This window comes from Pseudoxanthomonas fibrivorans (assembly GCF_041464125.1).
Taxonomy (GTDB): Bacteria; Pseudomonadota; Gammaproteobacteria; order Xanthomonadales; family Xanthomonadaceae; genus Pseudoxanthomonas.
On the sequence record NZ_JBGNUG010000001.1, the window covers coordinates 1,941,395 to 1,965,753 of the forward strand.

At 73.0% G+C, this 24,359-nt stretch carries 23 protein-coding genes, 1 other RNA gene and 1 riboswitch; of the genes, 4 read left to right on the top strand and 20 right to left on the bottom strand.

Features of this window, described 5'->3' with window-relative positions:
- Nucleotides 1–6: 6 nt before the first annotated feature.
- The 11 genes from ftsW to rsmI all read right to left on the bottom strand — a co-directional run bounded on the left by ftsW (nt 7) and on the right by rsmI (nt 11,360).
- Nucleotides 7–1,365: a putative lipid II flippase FtsW gene (gene ftsW / locus ACA089_RS08875; RefSeq protein ID WP_372015861.1), complete on the bottom strand. Its 1,359-nt coding sequence runs from the start codon at nt 1,363–1,365 to the stop codon at nt 7–9.
- Complete coding sequence (mraY, locus tag ACA089_RS08880; protein ID WP_372015864.1) at nt 1,365–2,450, bottom strand: phospho-N-acetylmuramoyl-pentapeptide-transferase; 1,086 nt, start codon at nt 2,448–2,450, stop codon at nt 1,365–1,367. The genes ftsW and mraY overlap by 1 nt, the downstream gene beginning before the upstream one ends.
- Entirely contained in the window at nt 2,440–3,861 is a 1,422-nt protein-coding gene (locus ACA089_RS08885) for a UDP-N-acetylmuramoyl-tripeptide--D-alanyl-D-alanine ligase (protein WP_372015866.1), read from the bottom strand. Before ACA089_RS08885 ends, mraY begins: the two co-directional genes overlap by 11 nt.
- Nucleotides 3,858–5,327, bottom strand: a complete 1,470-nt coding sequence (locus ACA089_RS08890; RefSeq protein WP_372015869.1) for a UDP-N-acetylmuramoyl-L-alanyl-D-glutamate--2,6-diaminopimelate ligase — start codon at nt 5,325–5,327, stop codon at nt 3,858–3,860. Before ACA089_RS08890 ends, ACA089_RS08885 begins: the two co-directional genes overlap by 4 nt.
- Nucleotides 5,324–7,159, bottom strand: coding sequence for a peptidoglycan D,D-transpeptidase FtsI family protein (locus ACA089_RS08895; protein WP_372015871.1), 1,836 nt, complete (start codon nt 7,157–7,159; stop codon nt 5,324–5,326). Before ACA089_RS08895 ends, ACA089_RS08890 begins: the two co-directional genes overlap by 4 nt.
- Entirely contained in the window at nt 7,156–7,419 is a 264-nt protein-coding gene (gene ftsL / locus ACA089_RS08900) for a cell division protein FtsL (RefSeq protein WP_372015872.1), read from the bottom strand. Before ftsL ends, ACA089_RS08895 begins: the two co-directional genes overlap by 4 nt.
- Nucleotides 7,416–8,396, bottom strand: coding sequence for a 16S rRNA (cytosine(1402)-N(4))-methyltransferase RsmH (rsmH, locus tag ACA089_RS08905; RefSeq protein ID WP_372017723.1), 981 nt, complete (start codon nt 8,394–8,396; stop codon nt 7,416–7,418). Before rsmH ends, ftsL begins: the two co-directional genes overlap by 4 nt.
- A gap of 14 nt (nt 8,397–8,410) precedes the next feature.
- A complete protein-coding gene (gene mraZ / locus ACA089_RS08910) occupies nt 8,411–8,857 on the bottom strand; it encodes a division/cell wall cluster transcriptional repressor MraZ (protein WP_372015875.1) in 447 nt (148 codons plus the stop codon).
- A gap of 356 nt (nt 8,858–9,213) precedes the next feature.
- Nucleotides 9,214–9,575: RNase P RNA component class A (gene rnpB, locus ACA089_RS08915), an RNA gene on the bottom strand.
- A 26-nt stretch (nt 9,576–9,601) separates the two neighbouring features.
- Complete coding sequence (locus ACA089_RS08920; RefSeq protein WP_372015877.1) at nt 9,602–10,468, bottom strand: alpha/beta hydrolase; 867 nt, start codon at nt 10,466–10,468, stop codon at nt 9,602–9,604.
- Between the two features lie 64 nt (nt 10,469–10,532).
- On the bottom strand, nt 10,533–11,360 hold the full coding sequence (gene rsmI / locus ACA089_RS08925; RefSeq protein ID WP_372015879.1) for a 16S rRNA (cytidine(1402)-2'-O)-methyltransferase: 828 nt from the start codon (nt 11,358–11,360) through the stop codon (nt 10,533–10,535).
- A 73-nt stretch (nt 11,361–11,433) separates the two neighbouring features.
- Between rsmI and ACA089_RS08930 the strand changes: the two genes are divergently transcribed.
- From ACA089_RS08930 to ACA089_RS08945, 4 genes are all read left to right on the top strand, one after another.
- The gene (locus ACA089_RS08930; RefSeq protein ID WP_372015882.1) at nt 11,434–13,200 is read left to right on the top strand and encodes a penicillin-binding protein activator; all 1,767 of its coding nucleotides are present in this window, start codon (nt 11,434–11,436) and stop codon (nt 13,198–13,200) included.
- 6 nt (nt 13,201–13,206) lie between these two features.
- Entirely contained in the window at nt 13,207–13,587 is a 381-nt protein-coding gene (locus ACA089_RS08935; RefSeq protein ID WP_372015885.1) for a YraN family protein, read from the top strand.
- A gap of 31 nt (nt 13,588–13,618) precedes the next feature.
- Entirely contained in the window at nt 13,619–15,001 is a 1,383-nt protein-coding gene (locus ACA089_RS08940) for an FAD-binding oxidoreductase (protein ID WP_372015888.1), read from the top strand.
- Between the two features lie 163 nt (nt 15,002–15,164).
- Nucleotides 15,165–16,358 (top strand): MalY/PatB family protein, encoded by a 1,194-nt coding sequence (locus tag ACA089_RS08945; RefSeq protein ID WP_372015891.1) that lies wholly within the window; start codon nt 15,165–15,167, stop codon nt 16,356–16,358.
- On the opposite strand, the gene thiL is transcribed toward ACA089_RS08945, so the two are convergent.
- The 9 genes from thiL to glyA all read right to left on the bottom strand — a co-directional run bounded on the left by thiL (nt 16,340) and on the right by glyA (nt 24,240).
- Nucleotides 16,340–17,320 (bottom strand): thiamine-phosphate kinase, encoded by a 981-nt coding sequence (gene thiL / locus ACA089_RS08950; RefSeq protein WP_372015894.1) that lies wholly within the window; start codon nt 17,318–17,320, stop codon nt 16,340–16,342. The two genes, ACA089_RS08945 and thiL, sit on opposite strands and share 19 nt — an antisense overlap.
- Nucleotides 17,321–17,448: 128 nt before the next feature.
- A complete protein-coding gene (gene nusB / locus ACA089_RS08955) occupies nt 17,449–17,922 on the bottom strand; it encodes a transcription antitermination factor NusB (protein ID WP_372015897.1) in 474 nt (157 codons plus the stop codon).
- Nucleotides 17,919–18,386: a 6,7-dimethyl-8-ribityllumazine synthase gene (gene ribH / locus ACA089_RS08960; protein ID WP_372015900.1), complete on the bottom strand. Its 468-nt coding sequence runs from the start codon at nt 18,384–18,386 to the stop codon at nt 17,919–17,921. Before ribH ends, nusB begins: the two co-directional genes overlap by 4 nt.
- Before the next feature lie 223 nt (nt 18,387–18,609).
- On the bottom strand, nt 18,610–19,704 hold the full coding sequence (gene ribB / locus ACA089_RS08965) for a 3,4-dihydroxy-2-butanone-4-phosphate synthase (RefSeq protein ID WP_372015903.1): 1,095 nt from the start codon (nt 19,702–19,704) through the stop codon (nt 18,610–18,612).
- Nucleotides 19,701–20,333 carry a riboflavin synthase gene (locus ACA089_RS08970; RefSeq protein WP_372015906.1) on the bottom strand — a complete coding sequence of 211 codons (633 nt, stop codon included), beginning with the start codon at nt 20,331–20,333 and terminating at the stop codon, nt 19,701–19,703. The genes ribB and ACA089_RS08970 overlap by 4 nt, the downstream gene beginning before the upstream one ends.
- Before the next feature lie 157 nt (nt 20,334–20,490).
- Nucleotides 20,491–20,696: riboswitch (FMN riboswitch) on the bottom strand.
- 127 nt (nt 20,697–20,823) lie between these two features.
- Nucleotides 20,824–21,879 (bottom strand): bifunctional diaminohydroxyphosphoribosylaminopyrimidine deaminase/5-amino-6-(5-phosphoribosylamino)uracil reductase RibD, encoded by a 1,056-nt coding sequence (gene ribD / locus ACA089_RS08975; protein ID WP_372017725.1) that lies wholly within the window; start codon nt 21,877–21,879, stop codon nt 20,824–20,826.
- Nucleotides 21,880–21,908: 29 nt separating this feature from the next.
- A complete protein-coding gene (locus tag ACA089_RS08980) occupies nt 21,909–22,388 on the bottom strand; it encodes a GNAT family N-acetyltransferase (RefSeq protein ID WP_372015909.1) in 480 nt (159 codons plus the stop codon).
- Between the two features lie 8 nt (nt 22,389–22,396).
- Nucleotides 22,397–22,948: a transcriptional regulator NrdR gene (gene nrdR / locus ACA089_RS08985; RefSeq protein WP_372015911.1), complete on the bottom strand. Its 552-nt coding sequence runs from the start codon at nt 22,946–22,948 to the stop codon at nt 22,397–22,399.
- Nucleotides 22,949–22,986: 38 nt separating this feature from the next.
- Complete coding sequence (gene glyA / locus ACA089_RS08990) at nt 22,987–24,240, bottom strand: serine hydroxymethyltransferase (RefSeq protein ID WP_372015914.1); 1,254 nt, start codon at nt 24,238–24,240, stop codon at nt 22,987–22,989.
- Nucleotides 24,241–24,359: the final 119 nt, after the last annotated feature.

The following is a 24,359-nucleotide window of genomic DNA, read 5'->3' on the forward strand; positions in this document are numbered from 1 at the left end:
CGGCGCTCACGAGAAGCTCCCGAAGGTCGGCTCGACGCGCGAGGTGCCGCGCCCGCGCAGGCCCATCGCCGCCGCGTGGGCGACCGGATGCGCATCGACCGGCGTGGTGGCTTGCCGGGACGCGGCGGAGCGGGCGGCGACCGGCACTTCGCGCGGTGCCTCCGGCACGGCGTCCGCGCCCGCACCGGCCGGCATGGCCTCGTGCCGCACGGCACGCTGGCGCTCGGCGCGGTCGAGTTCGTAGGAGACGCGCAGCAGCAGGCCGATCGCCACGCAGGTCATCATCACGCTGGAGCCGCCCGACGAGACCAGCGGCAGGGTCAGGCCCTTGGTCGGCAGCATGCCCAGGTTCACCCCGATCGAGACGAAGCTCTGCATGCCGATCCACAGCGCCACGCCGAAGGCGATGTAGCCGGGGAAGTGGCGCCGCATCTCCACGCACTTCATGCCGAGGTACAGCGCGCGCCCGACCAGCAGGCCGTACAGCGCGACCACCATGCACACGCCGGCGAAGCCGAGCTCCTCGGCGATCACCGAGAAGATGAAGTCGGTGTGCGCCTCGGGCAGGTAGTTGAGCTTCTGCACCGATGCGCCCAGCCCGACGCCGAGCCATTCGCCGCGGCCGACCGCCATCAGCGCGTTGGTCAGCTGGTAGCCGGAGCCGAGCTGGTCGGCCCACGGGTCCAGGAACGAGGTGATGCGGCGCATGCGGTACGGCTCGAAGATGGCCAGCGCGGCCAGTGCCGGCAGGCCGATCACGATCGGCAGCGACATCCGCGGCAGGTTCACGCCACCGAGCACCAGCATGCCGGCGGTGATCGCCAGCAGCAGCGTGGCCGAGCCGAAGTCCGGCTGGGCCAGCAGCATGCCGACCAGCAGCACCGCCACGCCCAGCGGCTTGAGCATCGCCTGCCAGGTCGCGTTGACCTCGTCGCGGAACCGGACCAGGTAGCTGGCCAGCCACACGATGTAGATCACCTTCACCGCCTCGACCACCTGGAAGCGCGACACGCCCAGGTTGATCCAGCGCCGGGCGCCGTTGACGCTCACGCCCAGGCCCGGCAGCCACGGCAGCAGCAGCAGCACGAAGCAGCCCAGCAGCAGCAGCTGGTTGTACCGCTCCACCGTCTTCAGCTCGGTGCGCATCACCACGGCGGCCAGGGCGATGCCCACGCCGAGGAACAGCACGTGCCGGACCAGGTAGTGGAACGGGCCCACGCCGAGGTTCTCGCCGATCGCCACGGAGGCCGAGCCGACCATGACCACGCCCAGGCAGGCCAGCGCCAGCGCCGCGCCGGTCAGCCACGGGTCGAACTGGCCGCCGATGGCTTCCAGCCGGGTCGCCTGGCGCGAGAGGTCGTTCATCAGCGGACCTTCAACGTGGCCAGGCCGACGAGGACCAGGATCACCGAGATGATCCAGAAGCGGACGATCACGCGCGGCTCCGGCCAGCCCTTCAGCTCGAAGTGGTGGTGGATCGGCGCCATCCGGAACACGCGCTTGCCGGTCAGCTTGAACGAGGCCACCTGGATCATCACCGAGAGGGTCTCGATGACGAAGATGCCGCCCATGATCACCAGCACCAGTTCCTGGCGCACGATCACCGCCACGGTACCGAGCACCGCGCCCAGCGCCAGCGCGCCGATGTCGCCCATGAACACCATCGCCGGATAGGTGTTGAACCACAGGAAGCCCAGGCCCGCGCCGGCGATGGCCGCGCAGATGATGGTCAGCTCGCCCGCGCCCGGCACCTGCGGGATCTGCAGGTAGTTGGAGAACACCGCATTGCCCGAGGCGTACGCGAACACGCCCAGCGCGCAGGCCACCAGCACGGTGGGCATGATCGCCAGGCCGTCCAGGCCGTCGGTCAGGTTCACCGCGTTGGAGAATCCGACGATCCAGAAGTAGGCGATCGCCACGAAACCGATACCGGCCAGCGGCAGCGCGATCGACTTGAAGAACGGCACGTAGAAGGTCGTGGCCGCGGGCACGTCGGCGTAGAGCCACAGGTACAGGCCGGCGGCCAGGCCGAAGATCGACTGCAGCAGGTACTTCCAGCGCGACTTCAGCCCGTTCGGATCGCGGCGGACGATCTTGATCCAGTCGTCGTACCAGCCGATGGCGCCGAAGGCCAGCATCACCAGCAGCACGACCCACACGTACTTGTTGCGCAGGTCGCCCCACAGCAGGACCGAGGCCAGCACGGTGAACAGGATCAGCGCGCCGCCCATGGTCGGGGTGCCGGCCTTGGAGAAATGCGATTGCGGGCCGTCCTTGCGGATCGGCTGGCCGCCCTTGAGCTGGCCGAGGCGGCGGATCACCGCCGGCCCCCACCACAGCGACAGGAACAGTGCGGTCAGCGCCGCGAGGATGCCGCGGAACGTCAGGTAGCCGAACAGGCCGAAGAAGTTCTCCAGCCCCTGCAGCCAGCGCGCCAGCTCAAGCAACATTCGTAGCGTCCCCTTGCGCGAGCAGCGCGGTCACGATCCTGTCCATCGCGCTTCCGCGCGAACCTTTCACCAGCACGCGCAAGCCCCGCCCCCCGCCATCGGACGGCGCCGCCTGCGCGCGCGCGCGCAGGTCCGCGTGCAGCGCCGCGGCGAGCGCCTCGTGCGTATCGAAATGCCGGCCCTGGTCGCCAAAGGCCCGCGTCGCGGCGGCGCTCAGCGGACCCAGGGCGTACAGGCGCTCAAGCCGCGCCTCGCGCGCCCGGGTGCCGGCGTCGGCGTGCAGCGCCTCGGCCCCGGCGCCCAGCTCGCGCATGTCACCCAGCACCAGCCAGGCCTCGTCGCCCGAACCGGCCAGCGCGTCGATCGCCGCGGCGAGCGAGCCGGGGTTGGCGTTGTAGCTGTCGTCGATCAGCAGGGCGCCGCCGGGCAGCGCATGGGCGACCTGCCGCCCCGGCACCGGCCGGGCCTCGGCCAGGCCGGCGGCGATCGAGGCCAGCGGCACGTCGCAGGCCAGCGCGACCGCGGCGGCGGCGAGCGCGTTGAGCACGTTGTGGCGACCGGGCAGCGCCAGTTCGACCTCGACCTCGCCCTGCGGCGACACCAGCACGAAGCCGCTGCCGCCGCCGGTTGCCTGCACTTCGCGCGCGGTGACCTCGGCCCCGGTTTCCAGGCCGAAGCGCAGCACGCGGCGGCCGCTGTCGGCGGCGCGGATGACCTGCTGCTCGAACCAGCTGCCGAACGCGTCGTCGGCGTTGACCACGGCCACGCCGCCGTCGCCCAGCGCGGCATAGATCGCGCCCTTGGTCTCGGCCACCCCGAGCAGGCTGCCCATCCGCTCCAGGTGGGCGGCGGCGATGTTGTTGACCAGCGCGACGTCGGGACGGGCGATCGCGGTCAGGTAGGCGATGTCCCCCGGCTTGCCGGCGCCCATCTCGTAGATGGCGAAGTCGGCGTCCTCGGGGGCGTCGATCACCGCCAGCGGCAGGCCGATCTCGTTGTTGCGGTTGCCCGGGTTGGCATAGGCCTCGCCGGCCTGCCGCAGGATCGAGAGCACCAGCGTCTTCACGCTGGTCTTGCCGTTGCTGCCGGTGATCGCCACCACCCGCGCCCGCCGGTCGCGCTGGATGCCCGCGGCGATCCGGGCCAGCGCCCGCTCGCTGTCGTCGACCAACACCTGCGGCAGTGGCGGATCCAGTTCGACCAGGCGCTCCACCAGCAGCGCCGAAGCCCCGCGCATGGCCGCGTCCGCGGCGAAATCGTGGCCGTCGAAGCGCTCGCCGCGCAGCGCCACGTACAGGCTGCCGGGTCCGAGCTGGCGGGTGTCGTGGCTGACGGCCTCGATCACGGTGTCGTCGCCGTGCAGCTCGCCACCGGCCCAATGGGCGACCAGCGAAAGCGGGAGCCGGTTCATGCCCGTCCCTCCAGCGCATGCCGCGCCACGTCGGTGTCGTCGAACGGGTGGCGCACGCCGGCCACGTCCTGGTAGGGCTCGTGGCCCTTGCCGGCGACCAGCACGATGTCGTCGGGACCGGCCTGGCCGATCGCACGCGCGATCGCGCGGCCGCGGTCGCGCTCGATCGTGACCGCCTGCGGCGCGTCGAAGCCGGCCAGGATGTCGGCGACGATCGCGTCGCCGTCCTCGGCCCGCGGGTTGTCGTCGGTCACGATGACCACGTCGGCCTCGGCCTCGGCGATCTGCGCCATCTGCGGGCGCTTGCCGCGGTCGCGCTCGCCGCCGCAGCCGAACACGCAGATGAGCCTGGCCGCCGCATGCGCGCGCAGGCTGGTCAGGGCCTGCGCCAGCGCGTCAGGCGTGTGCGCGTAATCGACGACCACGAGCGGCCGCACGCCGTCGCCACCGAGGCGGTTCATCCGGCCGACGACGGGCTGCAGCCGGCTGAGGGTCGCCGCGATCGTGGCCGCGCTGTCGCCGAGCGCGTGCAGCACGCCGGCCACCGCCATCAGGTTGTCGACGTTGAACCTGCCCAGCAGGGGGGAGCGCACCGGGTGCGATTCCTCGCCCACGACCAGGTCGAAGGCGACGCCGCGGCTGTCGAAATGCAGCTCCCGGGCCTGCAGCGTCGCCTCCGCCTGCCCGCGCGAGCTGACGCCGACGCCATGCAGGCCGTCCGCCAGGCTGCCGTGCAGGGTGCGCCCGAACGCATCGTCCAGGTTGAGCACCGCCGCCTTCAGGCCCGGGCGGCCGAACAGCCGGGCCTTGGCCGCGCCGTAACTGGCCATGTCGCCGTGGTAGTCGAGGTGGTCGCGGGTGAGGTTGGTGAACACCGCGACGTCGTAGTGGACGCCGTCCACGCGACCCTGGTCGAGTGCGTGCGAACTGACCTCCATCGCCACGGCCTGCACGCCCGAGTCGCGCAGCTCGCCCAGCAACGCATGCATCCGCAGCACCAGCGGGGTGGTGAAGCCGGTGGGCTGCACCTGGCCGTGGCGGCCGGCACCGAGCGTGCCGACGCTGCCGCTGGCCACGCCGCGCAGGTGCCAGGCCTGGGCCAGCAGCTGCACGGTCGACGTCTTGCCGTTGGTGCCCGTGACCCCGACCATCGTCATCGCATGCGACGGATGGCCGTGGAACAGGTCGCCCATCGCCCCCAGCCGGCCACGCAGGCCGGGAACGGCGATGGCGTCCGCGGGCGCGGGGTATTCGTCCGGCGCGGGCGGCTCGAACAGGATCGCGGCCGCGCCGGCCGCGCTGGCCTGCGCGGCGAATGCCAGGCCATGGGTACCGAACCCGGCGATGGCGACGAAGGCGTCGCCCGGCTTCAGCTCGCGGCTGTCCATCACCAGGCCGGAAACGTCGATGTCGCGCGGGAGCGCGACGTCGGGCAGCAGGCGCGAGAGCGGCATCGTGCGGTTCATCGGCGTGCGCCGCCCGTGCCCGCGCCACCGGTGGCGATTTCCGCCATCGCAGGCGGGATGGTCGGGTCGTCCCCGTAGGCCTCGTCGATCGCCGTCGGCAGCTGCGGCAGCGACGCCTGGCGCTTGGCCTCGCCCTTGGCCTGCGCGGCCAGCCAGGTCTCGATGTCGTCGGGCGGCACGTCCATCAGCCGCAGCGAATCCTCCATCACGCTGCGGAACACCGGCGCCGACACCAGGCCGGCGAAGTACGAGCCGGCCTGCGGGTCGTTGATCACCACGACCGTGGCGAAGCGCGGGTTGGACGCGGGGACCAGGCCGGCGAACGTGGTGGTGTAGCGGCGGGCGTAGCCGCCGGCCGACGCCTGGCGCGCGGTGCCGGTCTTGCCGGCGACGTGGTAGCCCAGGATCGCGGCCTGGGTGGCGGTGCCGCCGGGCTCGGTGACGGTCTGCATCATGCGCAGCACCTGGTCGGCGATCTCCGGCCTGACCGCTTCGCGCGATTCGTTGATCTGGCCCTTGACGAAGGTCGGCGGGGTCAGCCGGCCGTGGTTGCCCAGCGCGGCGTAGGCCTGCGCGATCTGCAGCGGGGTCACCGACAGGCCGTAGCCGTAGGACATCGTCGCCTTGGTCAACCCGTCCCAGCGCGCGGGCTCGCGCAGCGAGCCGATCGCTTCGCCGGGAAAGCCGCTGTTGGGGGCGCTGCCGTAGCCGAAGCCGCGCACGAACTCGTAGAAGTACTGGTTCGGCAGCGGCTCGGCCAGCTTCACCGCGCCCAGGTTCGAGCTCTTGGTGATGATGCCGGTGACGTCGAGCACGCCGTAGTTGTGGTGGTCGCGGATCGTGTACTTGCCCAGCGCCATGTAGCCGGGGTTGGTGTCGTAGCGGTTGGCCGCGGTGATCCTGCCGGCGTTGAGCGCGGCCGCGGCGGTGATCGGCTTCATGGTCGAGCCGGGTTCGACCAGGTCGGTGACCGCGCGGTTGCGGTGGGTGTCCTGGCCGCCGCCGGTGACCGCATTGGGGTTGTAGCTGGGCAGGTTGACCATGGCCAGCACCTCGCCGGTGGCCACGTCCATCACCACCACCGATCCGCTGCTGGCCTTGTGCGCGGTCAGCGCGTTGCGCAGTTCGCGGTAGGCCAGGAACTGGATCCGGCGGTCGATGCTGAGGGTGAGGTCCTTGCCCGGCTCGGCGGCACGCACCAGGTCGATGTTCTCGACGATGCGGCCATGGCGGTCGCGGATCACCCGCTTGCTGCCAGGCTTGCCGCGCAGCCATTCGTCGAACGCCAGCTCCAGGCCTTCCTGGCCGCGGTCGTCGATGTTGGTGAAGCCCAGCACGTGGGCCATCGCTTCGCCCTGCGGGTAGAAGCGGCGGAACTCGCGCTGCGAGGACACGCCCGGCACGTTGAGGGCGAGGATCGCCTTGGCCTGGTCGGGATTGATCCGGCGCTTGAGGTAGACGAACTCCTTGTCGGCGCGCTGCGACAGGCGGCGCACCAGCTCGTCGTGCGGCACGCCCAGGGCGCGCGCCAGCTCCGGCAGGCGCTCCTCGTGGCGCATCAGCTCCTGCGGGTTGCCCCACACCGATTCCACCGGGGTGGAGACGGCCAGGGGCTCGCCGTTGCGGTCGGTGATCATGCCGCGCGAGGTCGGGATCGGGATCTCGCGGACGAAGCGGGCCTCGCCCTGGCGCTGGTAGAAGTCGGCATTGACCAGCTGCACGTACGCCGCGCGCCCGACCAGGGCGAACGAACACAGGCCCAGGGTCGCGCCGACCAGCAGCATGCGCCCGCGCAGGTTGAAGGTGCTGCGGTTGCGGCCCGGGCGGTTCATGGCCGCACCACCACGATGTCCTCGGCCTCCGGGAACTTCATCCCGAGCCGCTCGCGCGCCACCTGGTCGATGCGGTTGGCCTGCGCCCAGGTCGCCTGCTCCAGCTGCAGGCGGCCGAACTCGATGTTGAGCTCGTCGCGCTCGCGCTCGAGGCGGCTGAGCTCGACGAACAGCTGGCGATGGCGGTAACGCTCGTAGACCACCGCGATGCCGGAACCGACCACGGCCAGCAGCAGCACGGCGAGCAGGAACCGGCTCATGCGGCCATCCTCCCGTCCGCGCCGAGCTTCTCGGCCACCCGCAGCACCGCGCTGCGCGCGCGCGGGTTCGCCGCCAGCTCGGCCTCTTCGGCGCGGATCGCGCCACCGCCGACGTCGGCCAGCACCGGCACGAACGCCTGGACCAGCGGCATGCGCCGGTTCGCCGGCGGCGCCTTGGCATGGCGGGCGATGAACTGCTTGACGATGCGGTCTTCCAGCGAATGGAACGAGATCACCGCCAGCCGCCCGCCCGGCCGCAGCGCGGCCAGCGCCGCGTCCAGGCCGGCTTCCAGATCGGCCAGTTCGCGGTTGATGTGGATGCGGATGGCCTGGAAGGTGCGCGTGGCGGGGTTGCTCTTGTCCTTGCCGCGCGGGACCACGGCGTTGATCAGCCCGGCCAGCTGGGCGGTGCGGAGCAACGGCTCCTGCGCGCGCCGCGCGACGATCGCACGGGCGATGCGACGGCTCTGCTTCTCCTCGCCGTAGGTCCACAGCACGTCGGCGATCTCGCGCTCCTCGGCCCGCGCCAGCCACTGCGCCGCGCTCTCGCCCGATTCCGGGTCCATGCGCATGTCGAGCGGGCCGTCCTTGCCGAACGAAAAGCCGCGTTCGGCCACGTCCAGCTGCGGCGAGGACACGCCCAGGTCGAACAGGATCCCGTCGAGCCCGCATGCCGCGTCCCAGCCGCCGAGCGAGGCGAAGCTGCCGCGGCGGATCGACACGCGCGCGTCGCCGCCGAAACTCCGTTCGGCCTCCGCGATCGCTTCCGGGTCCTTGTCCATCAGCAGCAGCCGGCCTCCCGGGCCGAGTTGTTCCAGCACTCCACGTGCATGCCCGCCGCGCCCGAAGGTGCCGTCCAGGTAGCGTCCGTCCTCGACCACACGCAAACCGTCCATGACCTGCGCGTACAGCACCGGCAGGTGCGCCGCCGGCGCCGACGGGTCCGCGGGGTGGCCGGGCTGCGCCTCGGTGCGCATCCGGTCCCCCGCCATCACAACTTCAGGTCGAGCATGTGCTCGCTCAGATCCTCGTCGGACAGCGTCCGCCGGATCTGCGCGTGATGCGCCTGCTCGCTCCACAGTTCGAACTTGTCGCCCATGCCCAGCAGCACGGCCTTCTTCTCGATGCCCACCGCGCTGCGGTGGCTGGCCGGCACGCTGATGCGGCCATTGCCGTCCAGCTCCACCGGCGTGGCCGCACCGACCAGCTTCAGCTGCAGGCTGCGGTGGGCGGCGCGGGTGCTGGGCAACGCGTTGACCGCGTCACGCACCCGCTCCCATTCCTTGACCGGATACAGGTAGAGCGAACCGGCCTCGAACGGGTTGTAGGCGATCACCAGGCGGTTGCCGCACTCGCGCGCGACCAGGTCGCGGTAGGCCGTCGGAATGGCCACGCGCCCCTTGTCGTCCACTGTGATGGCGGTCTCGCCCTGGAACACGTTCGCCGCTGCCCGACCCGTCTTGGAGTGTCATTCAATCACGGAAAACCACAGAAATCCCGGTTTCCCCACGAATGTCCACCTTAGGAGTCACCAACAGGGTTGTCAACAGGATTTGAAGGAAAAAATCACCTGTCTGGTCAATGAGTTGCAGCGATGTTCACAGACAAGTTCAAGGGTTTTCCACAAGTCGCTGTTTCGTCTCAAATTTTGAGATTCGTCACGTGTGAAGGCCATGTGAGACGCATGCAGGTGCGCGGATGCATCGATGACGCAATGCACCAGCCGGGGCGCTTCCACGCCACGGGCGCGCGCGCCCGCCCGCGGCCGGAGCGCCGCGGGGTCGCAGTGAGAGGGGGCGGAGCCGGCCGGTAAGCCGGGTTCTGTCGTGGACAGTCATTCCTCTAGGCGCAACGTCACCGTTACGCTCGAGCAGCCTACCCGGACCCGACGCGGGCGACGTCATGGGGTCCCTATTTGGCCTTGCTCCCGGTGGGGTTTGCCGTGCCGGCCTGTTGCCAGGCTCGCGGTGCGCTCTTACCGCACCATTTCACCCTTGCCTGATCCGTGCCCCCGAAGGGACGCCGGCCATCGGCGGTATCTTTCTGTTGCACTTTCCGTCGGCTCGCGCCGCCCAGGCGTTACCTGGCACCGTGCCCTGTGGAGCCCGGACTTTCCTCGGCATGCTTGCGCATGACGCGACTGTCTGGCCGGCTCCGCCGGGGCGCATTGTCGCACGGCCGCTCAGGAACCGATGAACCCCATCCCGCGCAGGAACTCCAGCGCCTCCGCGTCGGCCCGGGCACCGACCGCGCGGTCGATCGCCGCATGGTCGGGATCCTCCTGCCGAGTGAGGTTGCGGGTGAACAGGTGGCCCACGCCCGGATATACGTGCAGTTCGCAGGTCACGTGCGACTGGCGCATGCGCGCGCAGAAGCGCTCGGCGCCGGCGGCGCGGGTGACGGTGTCCTCGGCGCCCTGCAGCAGGATCGCCGGGGGCATGTCGCGGTGGACGTGCAGGTCCGGGGACAGCGACGCCGCCTGGGCGACGCCACCCGCGAGCCGACGGAACCAGCCGCTGCCGGCCACCGACACCGCCGGCGACCACAGCACCAGCAGGTCCGGACGCGCGGACACTTCCCCGCCGAACGGTTCGTCGAAGGCGGCCGTCGCCGCGGCCAGGTGGGCGCCGGCGGAAACGCCGCCGGCCGCGATCCGCCCGGGATCCACCCCGAGCCGGGCCGCTTCCTGCCGCACCCAGCGGATGGCCGCCCGCGCATCGGCCACCGCATCGAACGGCGTCGACCCGCCGCCGCCAGGATCGGACAGCCGGTATTCGACCGAGACCGCGACCATGCCGGCCTCGGCCAGCCACCGTGCGGTGCCGTGGATCCAGCTGGCGTCGCCGAAGGCCCAGCCGCCACCGTGGAACAGGACGATCGCCGCGCGCGGCGCGGACGCCCGAGGTGCGAACACGTGCACCTGCATGGGCTGCCCGGCGCCCCCGGGGATCGATTCGATGCGGGGTCCGGGTGCGGCCATCGCGCGTGCGGGCACGCAGGCGACGAACAGGACGAACACCAGGAGGATCCGCGCGTGCGCTGCCCGCATCGATGTTCGCTCCCTGCTCCTGGCGATCAGCGGACGATAGTGCAGGCGCCGGCATCCAGGCGAGTCAGTCCTCGCCGGCCCCGTACAGCGCCTTGCGCGGCGCGCCGGTGATCTCGGCCGCGAGCCGGGCCGCGGCCGACGGCGGCAACTGCCGGGCCAGGATCGCGTGCACCCGGCGGCCTTCGGCCAGCGTCGCATCGGCGTCCTCGCCCACCCCCTGCACGACCAGCACGAACTCGCCCTTGCGCTGGTCCGGGTCGGCCAGCACCCGCGCATGCAGGGCGGCCAGGTCGCCGTCCAGCACGGTCTCGAACAGCTTGGTCAGCTCGCGCGCCAGCACCGCCGGCCGGGCGTCGCCGAAGGCCGCGCGCAGGTCGGCCAGCGACTCGTCGATCCGGTGCGCCGATTCGTAGAACACCAGCGTGCGCGGTTCGCCGGCCAGCGCGGACAGCCGCTCGCGGCGGGCCGAGGCCTTCGCCGGCAGGAAGCCCTCGAAGGCGAAACGGTCGCTCGGCAGGCCGGCCACGCTCAGCGCGGCCACCAGCGCCGACGGCCCGGGCACCGGGCTCACCCTGACCCCTGCCGCGCGTGCCGCGTGGACCAGGCGGTAGCCGGGGTCGCTGACCAGCGGCGTGCCCGCGTCGCTGACCAGGGCCAGCGATTCGCCGGCCAGCAGGCGCGCGACCAGGCGCTCGGCCAGCTGCTGCTCGTTGTGCTCGTGCAGCGCCAGCAGCGGCGTCCCGATCCCGAAGTGCGCCAGCAGCTGCCCGCTGCGCCGGGTGTCCTCGGCGCAGACCGCGGCGACTCCCCGCAGCACCTGCTGGGCGCGCGGCGACAGGTCGCCGAGGTTGCCGATGGGCGTGGCGACGACGTGCAGGGTGGCGGCGGGCATCACGGGTCCGGGCGGCGGGTGGAAGGTAGAATCCTAAGCCCTTTCCCCGATAGGCCCGGCCCGACGGATGGACATGCCGAACCACGCATCGCCCGCCACGCCCACCTACCGCCTGCGCTGGCTGGCGCCGGCACTGGCCGCCCTGCTGGCCGCCGGCTGCGCCAGCGTGGCCACCACGCCCAGCGCCGCGCCCGAGCACACCGCCGCCCTGGCCCAGCTGGAACAAGGCCAGGCCCGCGAAGCGGCGCAGCGCCTGGAAGCGCTGGCGGCGGCCGCCAAGGGCAGCGCGCGCAACGCGCTGCTGGCCGACGCGGCCTTCGCCTGGCACGAGGCGGGCGACGACGCCAGGGCGCGCGCCCTGGCCGCGCAGGTCGACGTGCGCCGCACCGGGGGCGCGGGCCGCGCGCGGTTCGCGCTGCTGCAGGCCGAGCTGGCGATTGCCGCGAAGCAGCCCGGCGGGGTGTCCGCCGCGCTCGCCGGCAGCGACCCGGCCACCCTGCCCGCCCCGCTGCAGGCCCGCTGGCACCTGGCGCAGGCCCAGGGCCTGGAAACCGGGGGCGACGTGGTCGGCGCCGCCGCCGCCCGGGCCCGCGCCGACGGCGCGTTGCAGGGCGCGGCCCGCGACGGCAACCGGCGCGAGATCGAACGCCTGCTGTCCACGCTGGACGATGCGACCCTGTCCGCGCGCGCCGCCGCGCTCCCGGCGGGCGATCCGCTCTACAACTTCGCCGGCCGCGCCCTGGTGCGCCGCGGCCTGCCGCTGCCGCGCCCGTTCGACACCGGCGAAGGCTGGGATTTCTCGCAGCGCGCGCCGGCGGCCGCGGATGGCTACCGTCCGCCGCGCAAGCTGGCGGTGCTGCTGCCGCTGTCCGGCCCGCTGGCCACCGCCTCGGGCCCGGTCCGCGACGGCCTGCTCGCCGGCTACCACGCCGAGGGGCGCGCACGCCCGCCGGTCACCTTCTACGACACCACCGGCACGCCGGCCGGCGCGGTGGCCGCCTACGAGAGGGCGGTCGCCGACGGCAACGATTTCGTGGTCGGCCCGCTCGGCCGCGACGAGGTCGGCGCCGTGTTCGCCCGGCCCGATGCGCGCGTCTCCAGCCTGGCGCTCAACCGCGGCAACGTGGCCCCGCCGCCGGGACACCTGTCCTTCTCGCTGGCACCGGAGGACGACGGCATCGCCGCGGCCGACTACCTGCTGGCGCGCGAGCATCGCAAGGTGCTGGTGGTGGGCAGCAACGACGACAACGGCCGCCGCGCGGTGGACGCCTTCCGCGCGCGCCTGGGCGAACGCGGCGGCAGCGTGGCCGGCGTGGTGAGCGTCGGCGAGGTCGATGCCGGCGGGCTCGGCGACGTGTCGGCGCAGCTGGCGCAGGCCGCCGCGGCCGGTGCCGATTCGGTGTTCCTGGCGGTGCGCGGCCCGCAGGCGCGCGCGCTGGTGCCGCAGCTGGCGATGGCCGGCTTCGCCTCGCGCACCCGCGTCGCCGCCTCGCAGCTGGTGTCGGGCACCGGCAAGGCGAGCGAGGACGTGGTCCTGGACGGCATCGTGTTTCCGGGCGAGGCCTGGCCGGCCCGGGGCGTGGCCGGGCTGCCGCCCTACAGCCAGGTGTCGGAAATGCTCCCGACCGCACGCGGCGGCGCGGCGCGCCTGTTCGCCTTCGGCCACGACGCGTGGCTGGTGAGCGCCTTCCTCGAGCGCCTGGTCACGCGCAGCGACGGCGAACTGGCGGGTGCCACCGGCACCCTGCGCCTGGACGGCTTCGGCAACGTGGTGCGCCAGCCGCAGTGGTCGATCTTCAGCGGCGGCGTGGCCGTGCCGCTGGCCAATACCGGCCGCTGAGCGCGCGTGGACCGGCGTGCCCGCGGCGCGCAGGTCGAAGCGGCCGCGCGCGCTGAACTCGAACGTGCCGGCCTGCGCCTGCAGGCCGCCAATGTCGGCTACCGCGGCGGCGAGCTGGACCTGGTGATGCTCGAACCCGGCCGCGATGGCGGCACGCTGGTGTTCGTGGAAGTGCGCTACCGGGCCGGCGCCGCCTTCGGCGGCGGCTTCGCCTCGGTCGATGCCGGCAAGCGCCGGCGCCTGGTGCGCGCGGCGCAGCTGTACCTGGCCGCCCATCCGCAGCTGGCCCAGCTGCCATGCCGCTTCGACGTGGTCCAGGCCGAGGGCGACCCGCAGGCGCCGCGCTTCTGCTGGCTGCGTGACGCGTTCCGGCTCGACGACGCCTGACCCGCCGCGGATGCGCGCCTACAATCGCGCCATGACGCCGACCCTGCCCCCCGCCCTCGATGCCGAACTGGGCGCCCTGCTCGGCGACGGCGGCTGGTTCACCGGCGAGCAGATGCGACGCGCGCACGGCGAGGACGACTCCCGGCTGTCCGCCCTTCCCGATGCGGTCGCGGTGCCGCGCGACCGCGCGCAGGTCGCGGCGATCGTGCGCGCCTGCCGTGCCCACCGCGTGCCGGTAGTGGCCCGCGGCGCCGGCACCGCGACGACCGGCGCGGCGGTGCCCTTCGCCGGCGGCGTGGTCGTGTCGTTCGCGCGGATGGACCGGATCCTCGAGGTGCGCCCGGGCGACCGCTGCGCGGTGGTCGAACCGGGCGTGCTCAACGGCGACCTGCAGCAGGCGCTGCAGCCGCACGGCCTGTTCTGGGCACCGGACCCGTCCAGCTACGAACGCTGCACCATCGGCGGCAACCTGGCCTGCAACGCCGGCGGTCCGCGCGCGGTGAAGTACGGCGCCACCCGCGACAACGTGCTCGGCCTGGTCGCGGTGACCGGCAGCGGCGAGATCATCCGCTGCGGCGGCCCGTGGACGAAGGACGCCACCGGCTACGACCTCACCCACCTGCTGGTCGGCAGCGAGGGCACGCTGGCGCTGATCGTGGAAGCCACGCTGCGGCTGTCGCCGCGACCGCAGGCCCAGGCCGGGCTGCGCGCCTTCTACCGGGACGCGGCGGCGGCGGCGGCGGCGGTCGCGCGGCTGATGGCACAACCGCAGGTGCCGGCCATGCTCGAGTTCATGGACGCCCGCGCGATCGCGCTGCTCCGGCGCAACGGCAGCGACGTGCCCGAGGCCGGGGCGATGCTGCTGGTCGAGGCCGACGGCAACGACGACACGCTGCTGCCGGCGCTGCAGGCCCTGGCGGGGGCCGCCGAGGGCGAAGGACTGCTGTCGCTGGATGTGGCCACCGACGGCAGCGCGCGCGACCGCCTGTGGGCGGCGCGGCGCGCGCTTTCGCCCGCGCTGCGCAGCATCGCGCCCGGCAAGATCAACGAGGACGTGGTGGTGCCGGTGTCGCGCATTCCCGACCTGGTCGCCGGCGTCGAGGCGCTCTCGGCCGCAGCGGCGCTGCCGATCGTCGTGTTCGGCCACGCCGGCAACGGCAACCTGCACGTCAACATCATGTACCGCCCGGACGATGCGGACGAATCCGCGCGCGCGCAGGCCACGCTGCCGCAGGTGTTCGGGCTGGTGCTGTCGCTGGGCGGCACGCTGTCGGGCGAGCATGGCATCGGCGTGGCCAAGCGCGACTGGATGGCGCGCGCGTTCGACCCGCCGACCCTGGCGGCGATGCGTGCGATCAAGGCCGCGCTGGACCCGGACGGCATCCTCAACCCCGGCAAGGTGCTGCCGCCCTGACGCGCCGCCGGCGTCGTGCGGGGTCGGTGCGATGACGCGCGCGCGCAGACGGGCCCTACGCCTCGCCGCGACCGGCCAGATGGCTGCCGATCCCCCCGGACTGCCCCGCGTGGACCACGCGGGGCCGGATGCGACAATGCCGGACGACGACAGGAGCGCCGGCTTGGACACCTCCGCCTTCGACGCGATCACCCTCGAGCAGCTGCGCGCTGCCGGCGGCCTGAAATGGCGCGCGTTCCCCGACTGCATCGGCGCGTTCGTCGCCGAAATGGACTTCGGCATCGCCCCCCCGATCCGCGAGGCGCTGCACCAGGCGATCGAGCGTGGCCAGGTCGGCTACCTGTCCGCCGGCCCGCTGCGGGCGCTGGCCGAGGCCTGCGCCGGCTGGCAGCACCGCCACCACGGCTGGGAAGTGTCCGCCGACGCGATCCGCGCGGTGCCGGACGTCCTCGGCGCGCTGGAAGTCGCCTGCCGGCACTTCCTGCCGGCCGGCAGCCCCGTCGCGGTGCCGGTGCCGTGCTACATGCCGTTCCTGCCGCTGCTCGCGCTGCTCGGCCATCCGGTGGTGCAGGTGCCGATGCGCAACGACGGCGACGCGTGGACCCTCGACGAAGCCGCGCTGGACGCCGCGTTCGCGGCCGGCGCGCGGATGCTGCTGCTGTGCAACCCGCACAACCCGATCGGAAAGGTGTACCCGCGCGAAGAACTCGAGCGCATCGCGGCGGTCGCCGCGCGGCACGACGCGCGGGTGTTCGCCGACGAGATCCACGCGCCGCTGGTGTACGCCCCCCATGCGCACGTGCCCTACGCCACCGTGTCCGCCGAGGCGGCCCACCAGGCGATCACCGCGGTCTCCGCCTCCAAGGCCTGGAACCTCGCCGGCCTGAAATGCGCGCAGCTGGTCTTCACCCGGCCGTCCGACCTGCAGCGCTGGCGCGAGATCGGCCACTTCGCCGGCAACAGCACGTCCACGCCGGGCGTGGTCGCCCATACCGCCGCGTGGCGCGAGGGCGATGCGTGGCTGCGGCCGGTGCTGGACTACCTGCGCGGCAACCGCGAGGTACTGGGCCGCCTGTTGCGGCAACGCCTGCCGCAGATCGGCTGGATCGAACCGCAGGGCACGTACCTGGCCTGGCTCGACTGCCGCGCGCTCGGCCTGGACGGCGCCCCGCACCTGTTCTTCCGCCGCCACGCCCATGTCGCGCTGACCGACGGCGCCGAATGCGGGCAAGGCGGCGAAGGCCACGTGCGCCTGAACTTCGCGATGCCGCGCCCGTTGCTGGTGGAGGCGGTCGAGCGCATGGCGGCCGCGCTGGACGCACGCCCGGAGGCGACGCGTCAGCCGAAATGCACGTAGCCGCCGCGGGCCGGCTGCCACGGGAGGCCGTCCGCGCCCAGCGCGTGGACCCCGTTGCCCGCGACGATGCGTCCGATCCGCGTGGCGTCGACGCCGGCCTGCTCCAGCGCCAATGCGACGGCCTCGCGCAGGCCCGGCGGCGCGGTGAAGCACAGTTCGTAGTCGTCGCCGCCCGAGGCCTGCAACGCGACGCGGCCGTCGCCGAAGGCGCGCCGCAGCGCGTCCGAGGCCGGCAGGCCGCCGACCGAGATTTCCGCACCGACGCGGCTGCGTGCGCAGACATGGCGCAGGTCGGCCAGCAGGCCGTCGGACACGTCGACGCAGGCATGGGCCAGGCCCAGCAGCGCACGACCGGCGGCCACGCGTGGCGTGGGCCGCTGCAGGCGTTGCGCCAGGGCCGCGACCGTGGCCGGGTCGGGCGACGGAACGGCGCCCTCCGTCGGCGGCGGGACGTGGCCGACCAGCACCAGTGAGGCCGCCGCGTCGCCCAGCGTCCCGGTGACCCACACGTCGTCGCCGGCGCGCGCACGGTCGCGCCGCAGCGCCGCGCCCGCCTCGACCCAGCCCATCGCGGTCACCGCGATCGACAGCGGCCCGCGCGTGGTGTCGCCGCCGACCAGGGTGGTGCCATGCAGCCGCGCCAGTTCCAGGAAACCGTCGAGGAACCCTTCGAGCCACGCCGCGTCCGCCTGCGGCAGCGACAGCGACAATGTGCACCACGCCGGCCGCGCGCCCATCGACGCCAGGTCCGACAGGTTCACCGCCAGCGCCTTCCAGCCCACGTCGGCCGCCGCGGTGCCGGCGGGGAAATGCACGCCGTCATTGAGCGTGTCGGCGGTGACCACCAGTTCCTGCCCGGCCGGCACCCGCAGCAGGGCGGCATCGTCGCCGATTCCCAGGGCCACGCCGTCGCCGGGCGCGACCCGCGCGCGGATCAGTTCGATGAGGTCGAATTCGGCCATGGCGCCATCCTGCCGGATTCGCCGGCAGGCAGCCACGCGGACCGCCGCACCGGTCGCCGCGGACGACGCCTTGCCGTCATGCGCGCGCCCCGCGCCGTAAACGGCGCGCGGTAGGGAAGGTCTTGCGGTCAGCCGCGCCCGGGGCGCCCGGCCTGGACCTCGACCGCGCGCCATTCGGCGCTGGCGCGGTCGAGCACGCCGTTGACGTAGGTGTGGCCGTGCTCGGAGCCGAAGCGCTTGGCGATCTCGATCGCCTCGTTCAGCACCACCCGGTAGGGCACGTCCTGGCGGTGCAGCAGCTCGTAGGCGGCCAGCCGCAGCACTGCGCGCTCGATCGCATCGACTTCTTCCACGCCGCGGTCCAGGTGCGGCGCCAGCGCCGCGTCCAGGCCGGCGCGCTCGGCCAGCACGCCGCGGACCAGGTCCTCGAAGTACTCGAGGTCGGCCACTTCATGGGCCTGCTCGTGCGCGAACTGGGCGATCACCGCCTGGGTGGTGCCGCCGGAAATCTGCCAGGCGTAGATGGCCTGCAGCGCGCGGCGGCGCGCACGGGCGCGCAACACCGGGTCGACACCGGTGCGGGGACGGTGGGGACGGTTCATCGCAGGCGCTCCAGCAGGTTGACCATTTCCAGCGCGGCCAGCGCCGCCTCCTCGCCCTTGTTGCCGTGGCTGCCGCCGGCGCGGGCCTCGGCATCCTCGAATTTCTCCACCGCCAGCACCCCGTTGAGCACCGGCACGCCGGTGTCCAGCGCGACGCGCATCAGGCCCTGCGCGCACAGGTCGGCGACGTGCTCGTAGTGGCGGGTGTCGCCGCGGACCACGCAGCCCAGCACGACCAGCGCCTGGTGGGCGCCGGCGGTGGCCAGGCGCTGCGCGGCCAGGGGCAGTTCCCAGGCGCCCGGCAGGCGGACCACGTCGACCGCGTCGTCGGGCACGCCGTTGTCGGCCAGGCAGCGGCGTGCGCCGGCCACCAGGGCGTCGGTGATGCGCGCGTTCCAGCGGCTGGCCAGGATCGCGAAGCGGGCGTCGGCCGGCAGGCGCAGGTCGCCTTCGTACAGGGTCATGGGATCGGGTCCTCGGGGGTCGGTCAGTTTACCGGACGCGGGGCAGCGGGGGCCGGTGGGCCTGGAAAGCGCGGCGGCGAGGTCCCGGGGAGGTCGATCGCGGGCCCCTGCCGCTCGTGCCCCGGTGGCGGCCATGCCGCGACCTCCTCCGTGACCTTCCGCCAGGTCCCGCGACGGAGCACGCGAGGATCAGCCGGCTGTCCGGATGCGAGCGGCCGCCCCTCTACGGCGACACGTATTCGACGACCTCCAGCCCGTAGCCGGCCAGCCCGACCTGCCGCCGCGGCGTGCCCAGCACGCGCAGCCGGCCCAGCCCCAGGTCGGCCAGGATCTGCGCGCCGGCGCCATTGCGCCGCCACTGGCCGACGTCCTTGGCGTTGGGCCGCACCTCGGGCTGCTTGCGCAGCCGCGCCAGCAGCGCCTCGGCGTTGCGCGGCTCGGACAGCACGACCATCACGCCCTGCCCTTCGGCCGCGATCGCGCGCAGCGCGTCGGTGGCCGCCACGCCGAAGTCGTCGCGCCGCCAGTGCAGCAGGTCGCTGAGCGGGTTTTCGACCTGCACGCGGACCAGCGTCGGCACGTCCCGTTCCGGCGTGCCGCGGACCAGCGCGAAGTGCAGCTCGTGGGCGATGCGGTCGCGGTAGGTGAGCAGCCGGAACGGGCCGAACTCGGTGTCGACCTCGCGCTCGTCGATGCGCTCGACGGTGTGCTCGGTCGCCAGCCGCCAGGCGATGAGGTCGGCGATCGAACCCATCTTCAACCCGTGCTCGCGCGCGAACACCTCCAGCTCGGGCCGCCGGGCCATGCTGCCGTCGGCGTTCATCACCTCGACCAGCACCCCGGCCGGCTCCAGCCCCGCCAGCATCGGCAGGTCGCTGGCCGCCTCGGTGTGGCCGGCGCGGGTCAGCACGCCGCCGGGCTGGGCGGTCAGCGGGAAGATGTGGCCGGGCTGGCTCAGGTCCGACGGCCTGGCATCCGGCCGCACCGCGGTGCGGATGGTGTGCGCGCGGTCGTAGGCGGAGATGCCGGTGGTCACGCCCTCGGCCGCCTCGATGCTGACGGTGAAGTTGGTCTGGAACTGCGCGGTGTTGGTCTGGACCATCGGCGCCAGGCCGAGCTGGGCGCAGCGCTCGCGGGTCAGCGACAGGCAGACCAGGCCGCGGGCGTGGGTGACCATGAAGTTGATGTCGGCCGGGCGGACCAGCTCGGCGGCCATGATCAGGTCGCCCTCGTTCTCGCGGTCCTCGTCGTCGACGATCACCACCATGCGGCCGGCGCGGATCTCTTCCAGCAGTTCGGGGACGGGGGCGAAGTTCATGCGTGTGCTCCTTCGCCGCCGGCGGCCTCGACCGCCGCGCGCGCGCCGAGCAGGCGCTCGACGTAGCGCGCGACCAGGTCGATCTCCAGGTTCACCGCATCGCCGGCCGCCGTCTCGGCGAAGCGGGTATGCGCGACGGTGTGCGGGATCAGCGCGACCTCGAAGCCTTCGCCATCGACCTCATTGACGGTCAGGCTGACGCCGTCCACGCAGATCGAACCCTTCTTCGCGACGTACTTCAGCAGCGGCGCCGGCGCGGCGAAGCGCCAGCGCTGCGCGCGCGCGTCGTCGTGCACCGAAAGCACCCGGCCGATGCCGTCGACGTGGCCGCTGACCAGGTGCCCGCCGAGCCGGTCGGAGGGACGCATCGCGCGCTCCAGGTTCAGCGCGACGCCTTCGACCAGCGTGCCGAGCGTGGTCAGCGAAAGGGTCTCGGTGGACGCGTCGGCCTGGAAGCTGGCCGCGTCGAACGCGACCACGGTCAGGCAGACCCCGTTCACCGCGATGCTCTCGCCCAGCCGCACGTCGGCGAAGGGCAGCGTGCCGGTGGCGAAGGTGAAACGGATGTCGCCGCCGCGCGGCTCGCGCGCGGCCAGGCGGCCGACGCCCTCGATGATCCCGGTGAACATCAGCGCACCTCCGCGCGACGGGCGCGACGGCGGCGGGCCGGGTGGGGCTGGAGTGCGCCGCTGGCGGCGCGGGGTACGACTGGCTGCATGTCCGTTTTCCGCATGAGGGCGAAAAACGTCCCGGGGCACGGCGGCCACCCGGCACGGGGCCGGGCGGCTGCGTCTTCTTTCATCCGGACTCTAGGGACGTGGCCGGGCCACGCCTCAACCGTCGGCTCCGGCATCGGACCGGATCTGCTGACCTCCCGGGTCCGGCGGCCATGGGGCCGGGCGTTGCCGGGAGCGCTCGCGGGCTCGCGCAGGATCCCGAAGGACGCCGCGCCTACCGCCGGTGGGGAATTCCACCCCGCCCTGAAGACGTTCGATCTTGGTGGGTGCCGGCGAACCGGCCCGCGCATTCTAGCGCAGGGCGGTGGAAGGACTGGCGGGTGGGCCTGCAACGGTGTGTCCGCCGGCCCGGTCCGCCTCGGCGCCTGCCGGGCCCTGCTCCCTATACCGTTCGCAGCAGCAGGCGCCGGTCGTCGCCGAAGCGGGCTTCATCGACCAGGACGAACGGCCGGCGCTCGGCCATGGCCTCGATGCCCAGCCCGGCGAACAGCGGCCGGGCGCCGTCGCCAAGCAGCAGCGGCGCCTGGTAGAGCAGCAGTTCGTCGACCAGGCCGGCGCGCAGCAGCGCGCCGCACAGCACCGGGCCAGCCTCGACCTGGACCTCGTTGAGGCCGCGCTCGCCGAGCAGGCGCAAAGCCGCGGCCAGGTCGGGACGGCCATCCTGCAGCGGCACCGCGGCGAATTCGGCTTCGACCCCGGCCGGCGGAACCGCGTCGGGGCCGTGCAGGTAGAGCGTCGGCGCGCTGCCGTCGCGCACCCGGCCGCGCGCCAGGCTGCGCAGGCGGGTGTCGAGCACGACCCGCAGCGGCGGCACGAATTCGGCCGACTCTTCCAGGCGCACGGTCAGCGCCGGGTCGTCGGCCAGCACGGTGTCGGCACCGGTGAGGATCGCGCTGCTGCGCGCACGCCAGCGCTGCACGTCGGCACGCGCGGCCTCGCCGGTGATCCATTTCGATTCGCCGCTGGCCATCGCGGTGCGCCCGTCCAGGCTCGTCGCCAGCTTGACCCGCAGCCACGGCCGTCCACGCTCCATCCGCGACAGGAAGCCACGATTGAGCTCCCGCGCCTGCGCCTCCATCAGGCCCGATGCGACCGCGACACCGGCCGCCTGCAACCGGGCGAAGCCGGCGCCGTCCACGCGCGGGAACGGATCGCGCATCGCCGCCACCACGCGCGCCACGCCGGCGGCGACCAGCGCGTCCGCGCAAGGGGGCGTGCGCCCGACATGCGCGCACGGCTCCAGGGTCACGTAGGCGGTGGCGCCGCGGGCGCGCTCGCCGGCCTGGCGCAGCGCGAACACCTCCGCGTGCGGCTCGCCGGTGCGCGGGTGCCAGCCCTCGCCGACCACCTCGCCGTCGCGGGCGATGACGCAGCCGACCATCGGATTGGGCCGCGCGGTATACAGGCCCCGCGCGGCCAGGGCCAGCGCCTGCGCCATCAGCGCGTGGTCGCGCGGATCGAAGCCGCTCACCGCGCCGCGCCCGCGCAGTCCACCGCCATCACCTGCACCTGCAGCGGGCCCAGCACCACGGTGGCATGGTCGCGCCAGCCCAGCCTGCGGTACCAGTCCGCCACGGTCCCGGTGCAATACAGGTACAGCCGGGCCACGCCGAGCGCGGCGGCTTCGGCCACGCAGCGGGCGACCAGCGCCGCGCCGACGCCATGGCCGCGCGCGGCGGGGCGCACGTACAGGCTGGCCAGCCAGGGCGAGTACTGGCGGATGTGTTCGTGGTCTTCCTGCAGCAGGCTGACCGAGCCGAGCCAGTCTCCCTGCTCGTCCAGCGCCAGCAGGGTGGAAGGGATCGCGCAGGCGCGGGTGTGGCTGCGCAGCTCGTCCGCGGCCTGGACCAGGGTCCAGTCCGGCAGCAGCGCGCCGAACGCCTCCACGTGCGCGGCGGCCAGCGTGTCCACGTGCCAGGGATGGTCGCGCAGCCAGGCGATGCGCATGGCCGCGCTCAGCGCTTCTTCTGCCGGTCGGCGTGCTTGTCGGCGTGCCTGTCAATCGGGACCACCTCGCCGCCCTGCAGCAGCGGCAGCTGGCCGCTGCCCGGCGGCAGGTCGCGCTCGAGCTTCTCGATCTCCTCGCGGAAATCGGCCACGTCCTCGAAACTGCGGTAGACCGAGGCGAAGCGCACGTAGCCGACATGGTCGAGCTTGCGCAGCTCGTCCATGACGAACTCGCCGATCCGGCGCGACGCCAGCTCGCGCTCGCCGCTCATGCGCACGCCGTGCACGACCGCGCGCACCGCCGCCTCGATCTGCTCTTCCGACACCGGCCGCTTCTGCAGCGCGCGGTCGAAGCCCACGCGCAGCTTGCGCGCATCGAAGGCCTCGCGGCGGCCGTCGCTCTTGATGATCGCCGGCAGCTTCAGCTCGACCGTTTCCAGCGTGCTGAAGCGCTCGCCGCAGGCCTCACACTCGCGGCGCCGGCGGATGGTGGCGCCGTCCTCGGACACGCGCGAGTCGATCACGCGGGTGTCGCTGTGCTGGCAGTACGGGCAGTGCATGGGTCGCCCTCGGCTCGGCTCGGGTCAGGCCGCGCCGGTCAGCCGTAGACCGGGTACTTCGCGCACTGCGCGGTGACCTTGGCGCGGACCGCGGCGATCACGGCCCCGTCGGCCGGCGCGTCGAGCACGTCGGCGATCCAGTTGGCCAGGTCCACGCAGTCCTGCTCGGTGTAGCCGCGGGTGGTCACCGCCGGCGTGCCCAGGCGCAGGCCCGAGGTCACGAACGGCGAGCGCGGGTCGTTGGGCACCGAGTTCTTGTTGACGGTGATGTGGGCCTTGCCCAGCGCGGCTTCCGCGTCCTTGCCGGACACGTCCTTGCCGATCATGTCGACCAGCATCAGGTGGTTCTGGGTGCCGCCGGAGACGATCTTGTAGCCGCGCGCGATCAGGGTGTCGGCCATCGCCTGCGCGTTCTTCACCACCTGCTGCTGGTAGGCGGTGAACTCCGGCTCCAGCGCTTCCTTGAAGGCCACCGCCTTGGCCGCGATGACGTGCATCAGCGGGCCGCCCTGGATCCCGGGGAAGACGATGGACTGCAGCTTCTTCTCGATCTCCTCGCCCGCATTCAGGGCCAGGATGATGCCGCCGCGCGGGCCGCGCAGGGTCTTGTGGGTGGTCGAGGTGACCACGTGCGCATGCGGCAGCGGGTTCGGGTAGACGCCGGCGGCGACCAGGCCGGCGACGTGGGCCATGTCCACGAACAGGTAGGCGCCGACCTTGTCGGCGATGGCGCGGAAGCGCGCCCAGTCGATCTGCTGCGAATAGGCCGAGAAGCCGGCCACGACCATCTTCGGCTTGTGCTCGACGGCCAGGCGCTCGACCTCGTCGTAGTCGATCAGGCCCTGGTCGTTGACCCCGTACTGGACGGCGTTGAATATCTTGCCCGAGGCGTTGACCTTGGCGCCGTGGGTCAGGTGGCCGCCATGGGCCAGCGACATGCCCAGGATGGTGTCGCCCGGCTGCAGCAGCGCGAAGTACACGGCCTGGTTGGCCTGCGAGCCGGAATGCGGCTGCACGTTGGCGTAGCTGGCGCCGAACAGCTGCTTGACCCGGTCGATCGCCAGCTGTTCGGCGATGTCGACGTACTCGCAGCCGCCGTAGTAGCGCTTGTGCGGGTAGCCCTCGGCGTACTTGTTGGTCAGCACGCTGCCCTGGGCTTCCAGGACGCGCGGGCTGGCGTAGTTCTCGCTGGCGATCAGCTCGACGTGGTCTTCCTGGCGGCGCGCCTCGCTGGCGATGGCCGCGGCCAGTTCAGGATCGTAACCTTCGATACGGGCGTCGCGCGGGAACATCGGGGCTCCGGAGGGGTGTGCGAGGGGGACGGGGCCGTCGATTGTAGCGTTTCGGACGCGCCCCGGCCGGGCCCGCAGGGCCGGCGGGCGCTCGCTTCTTCACGGCAGCGGCGGCCCCG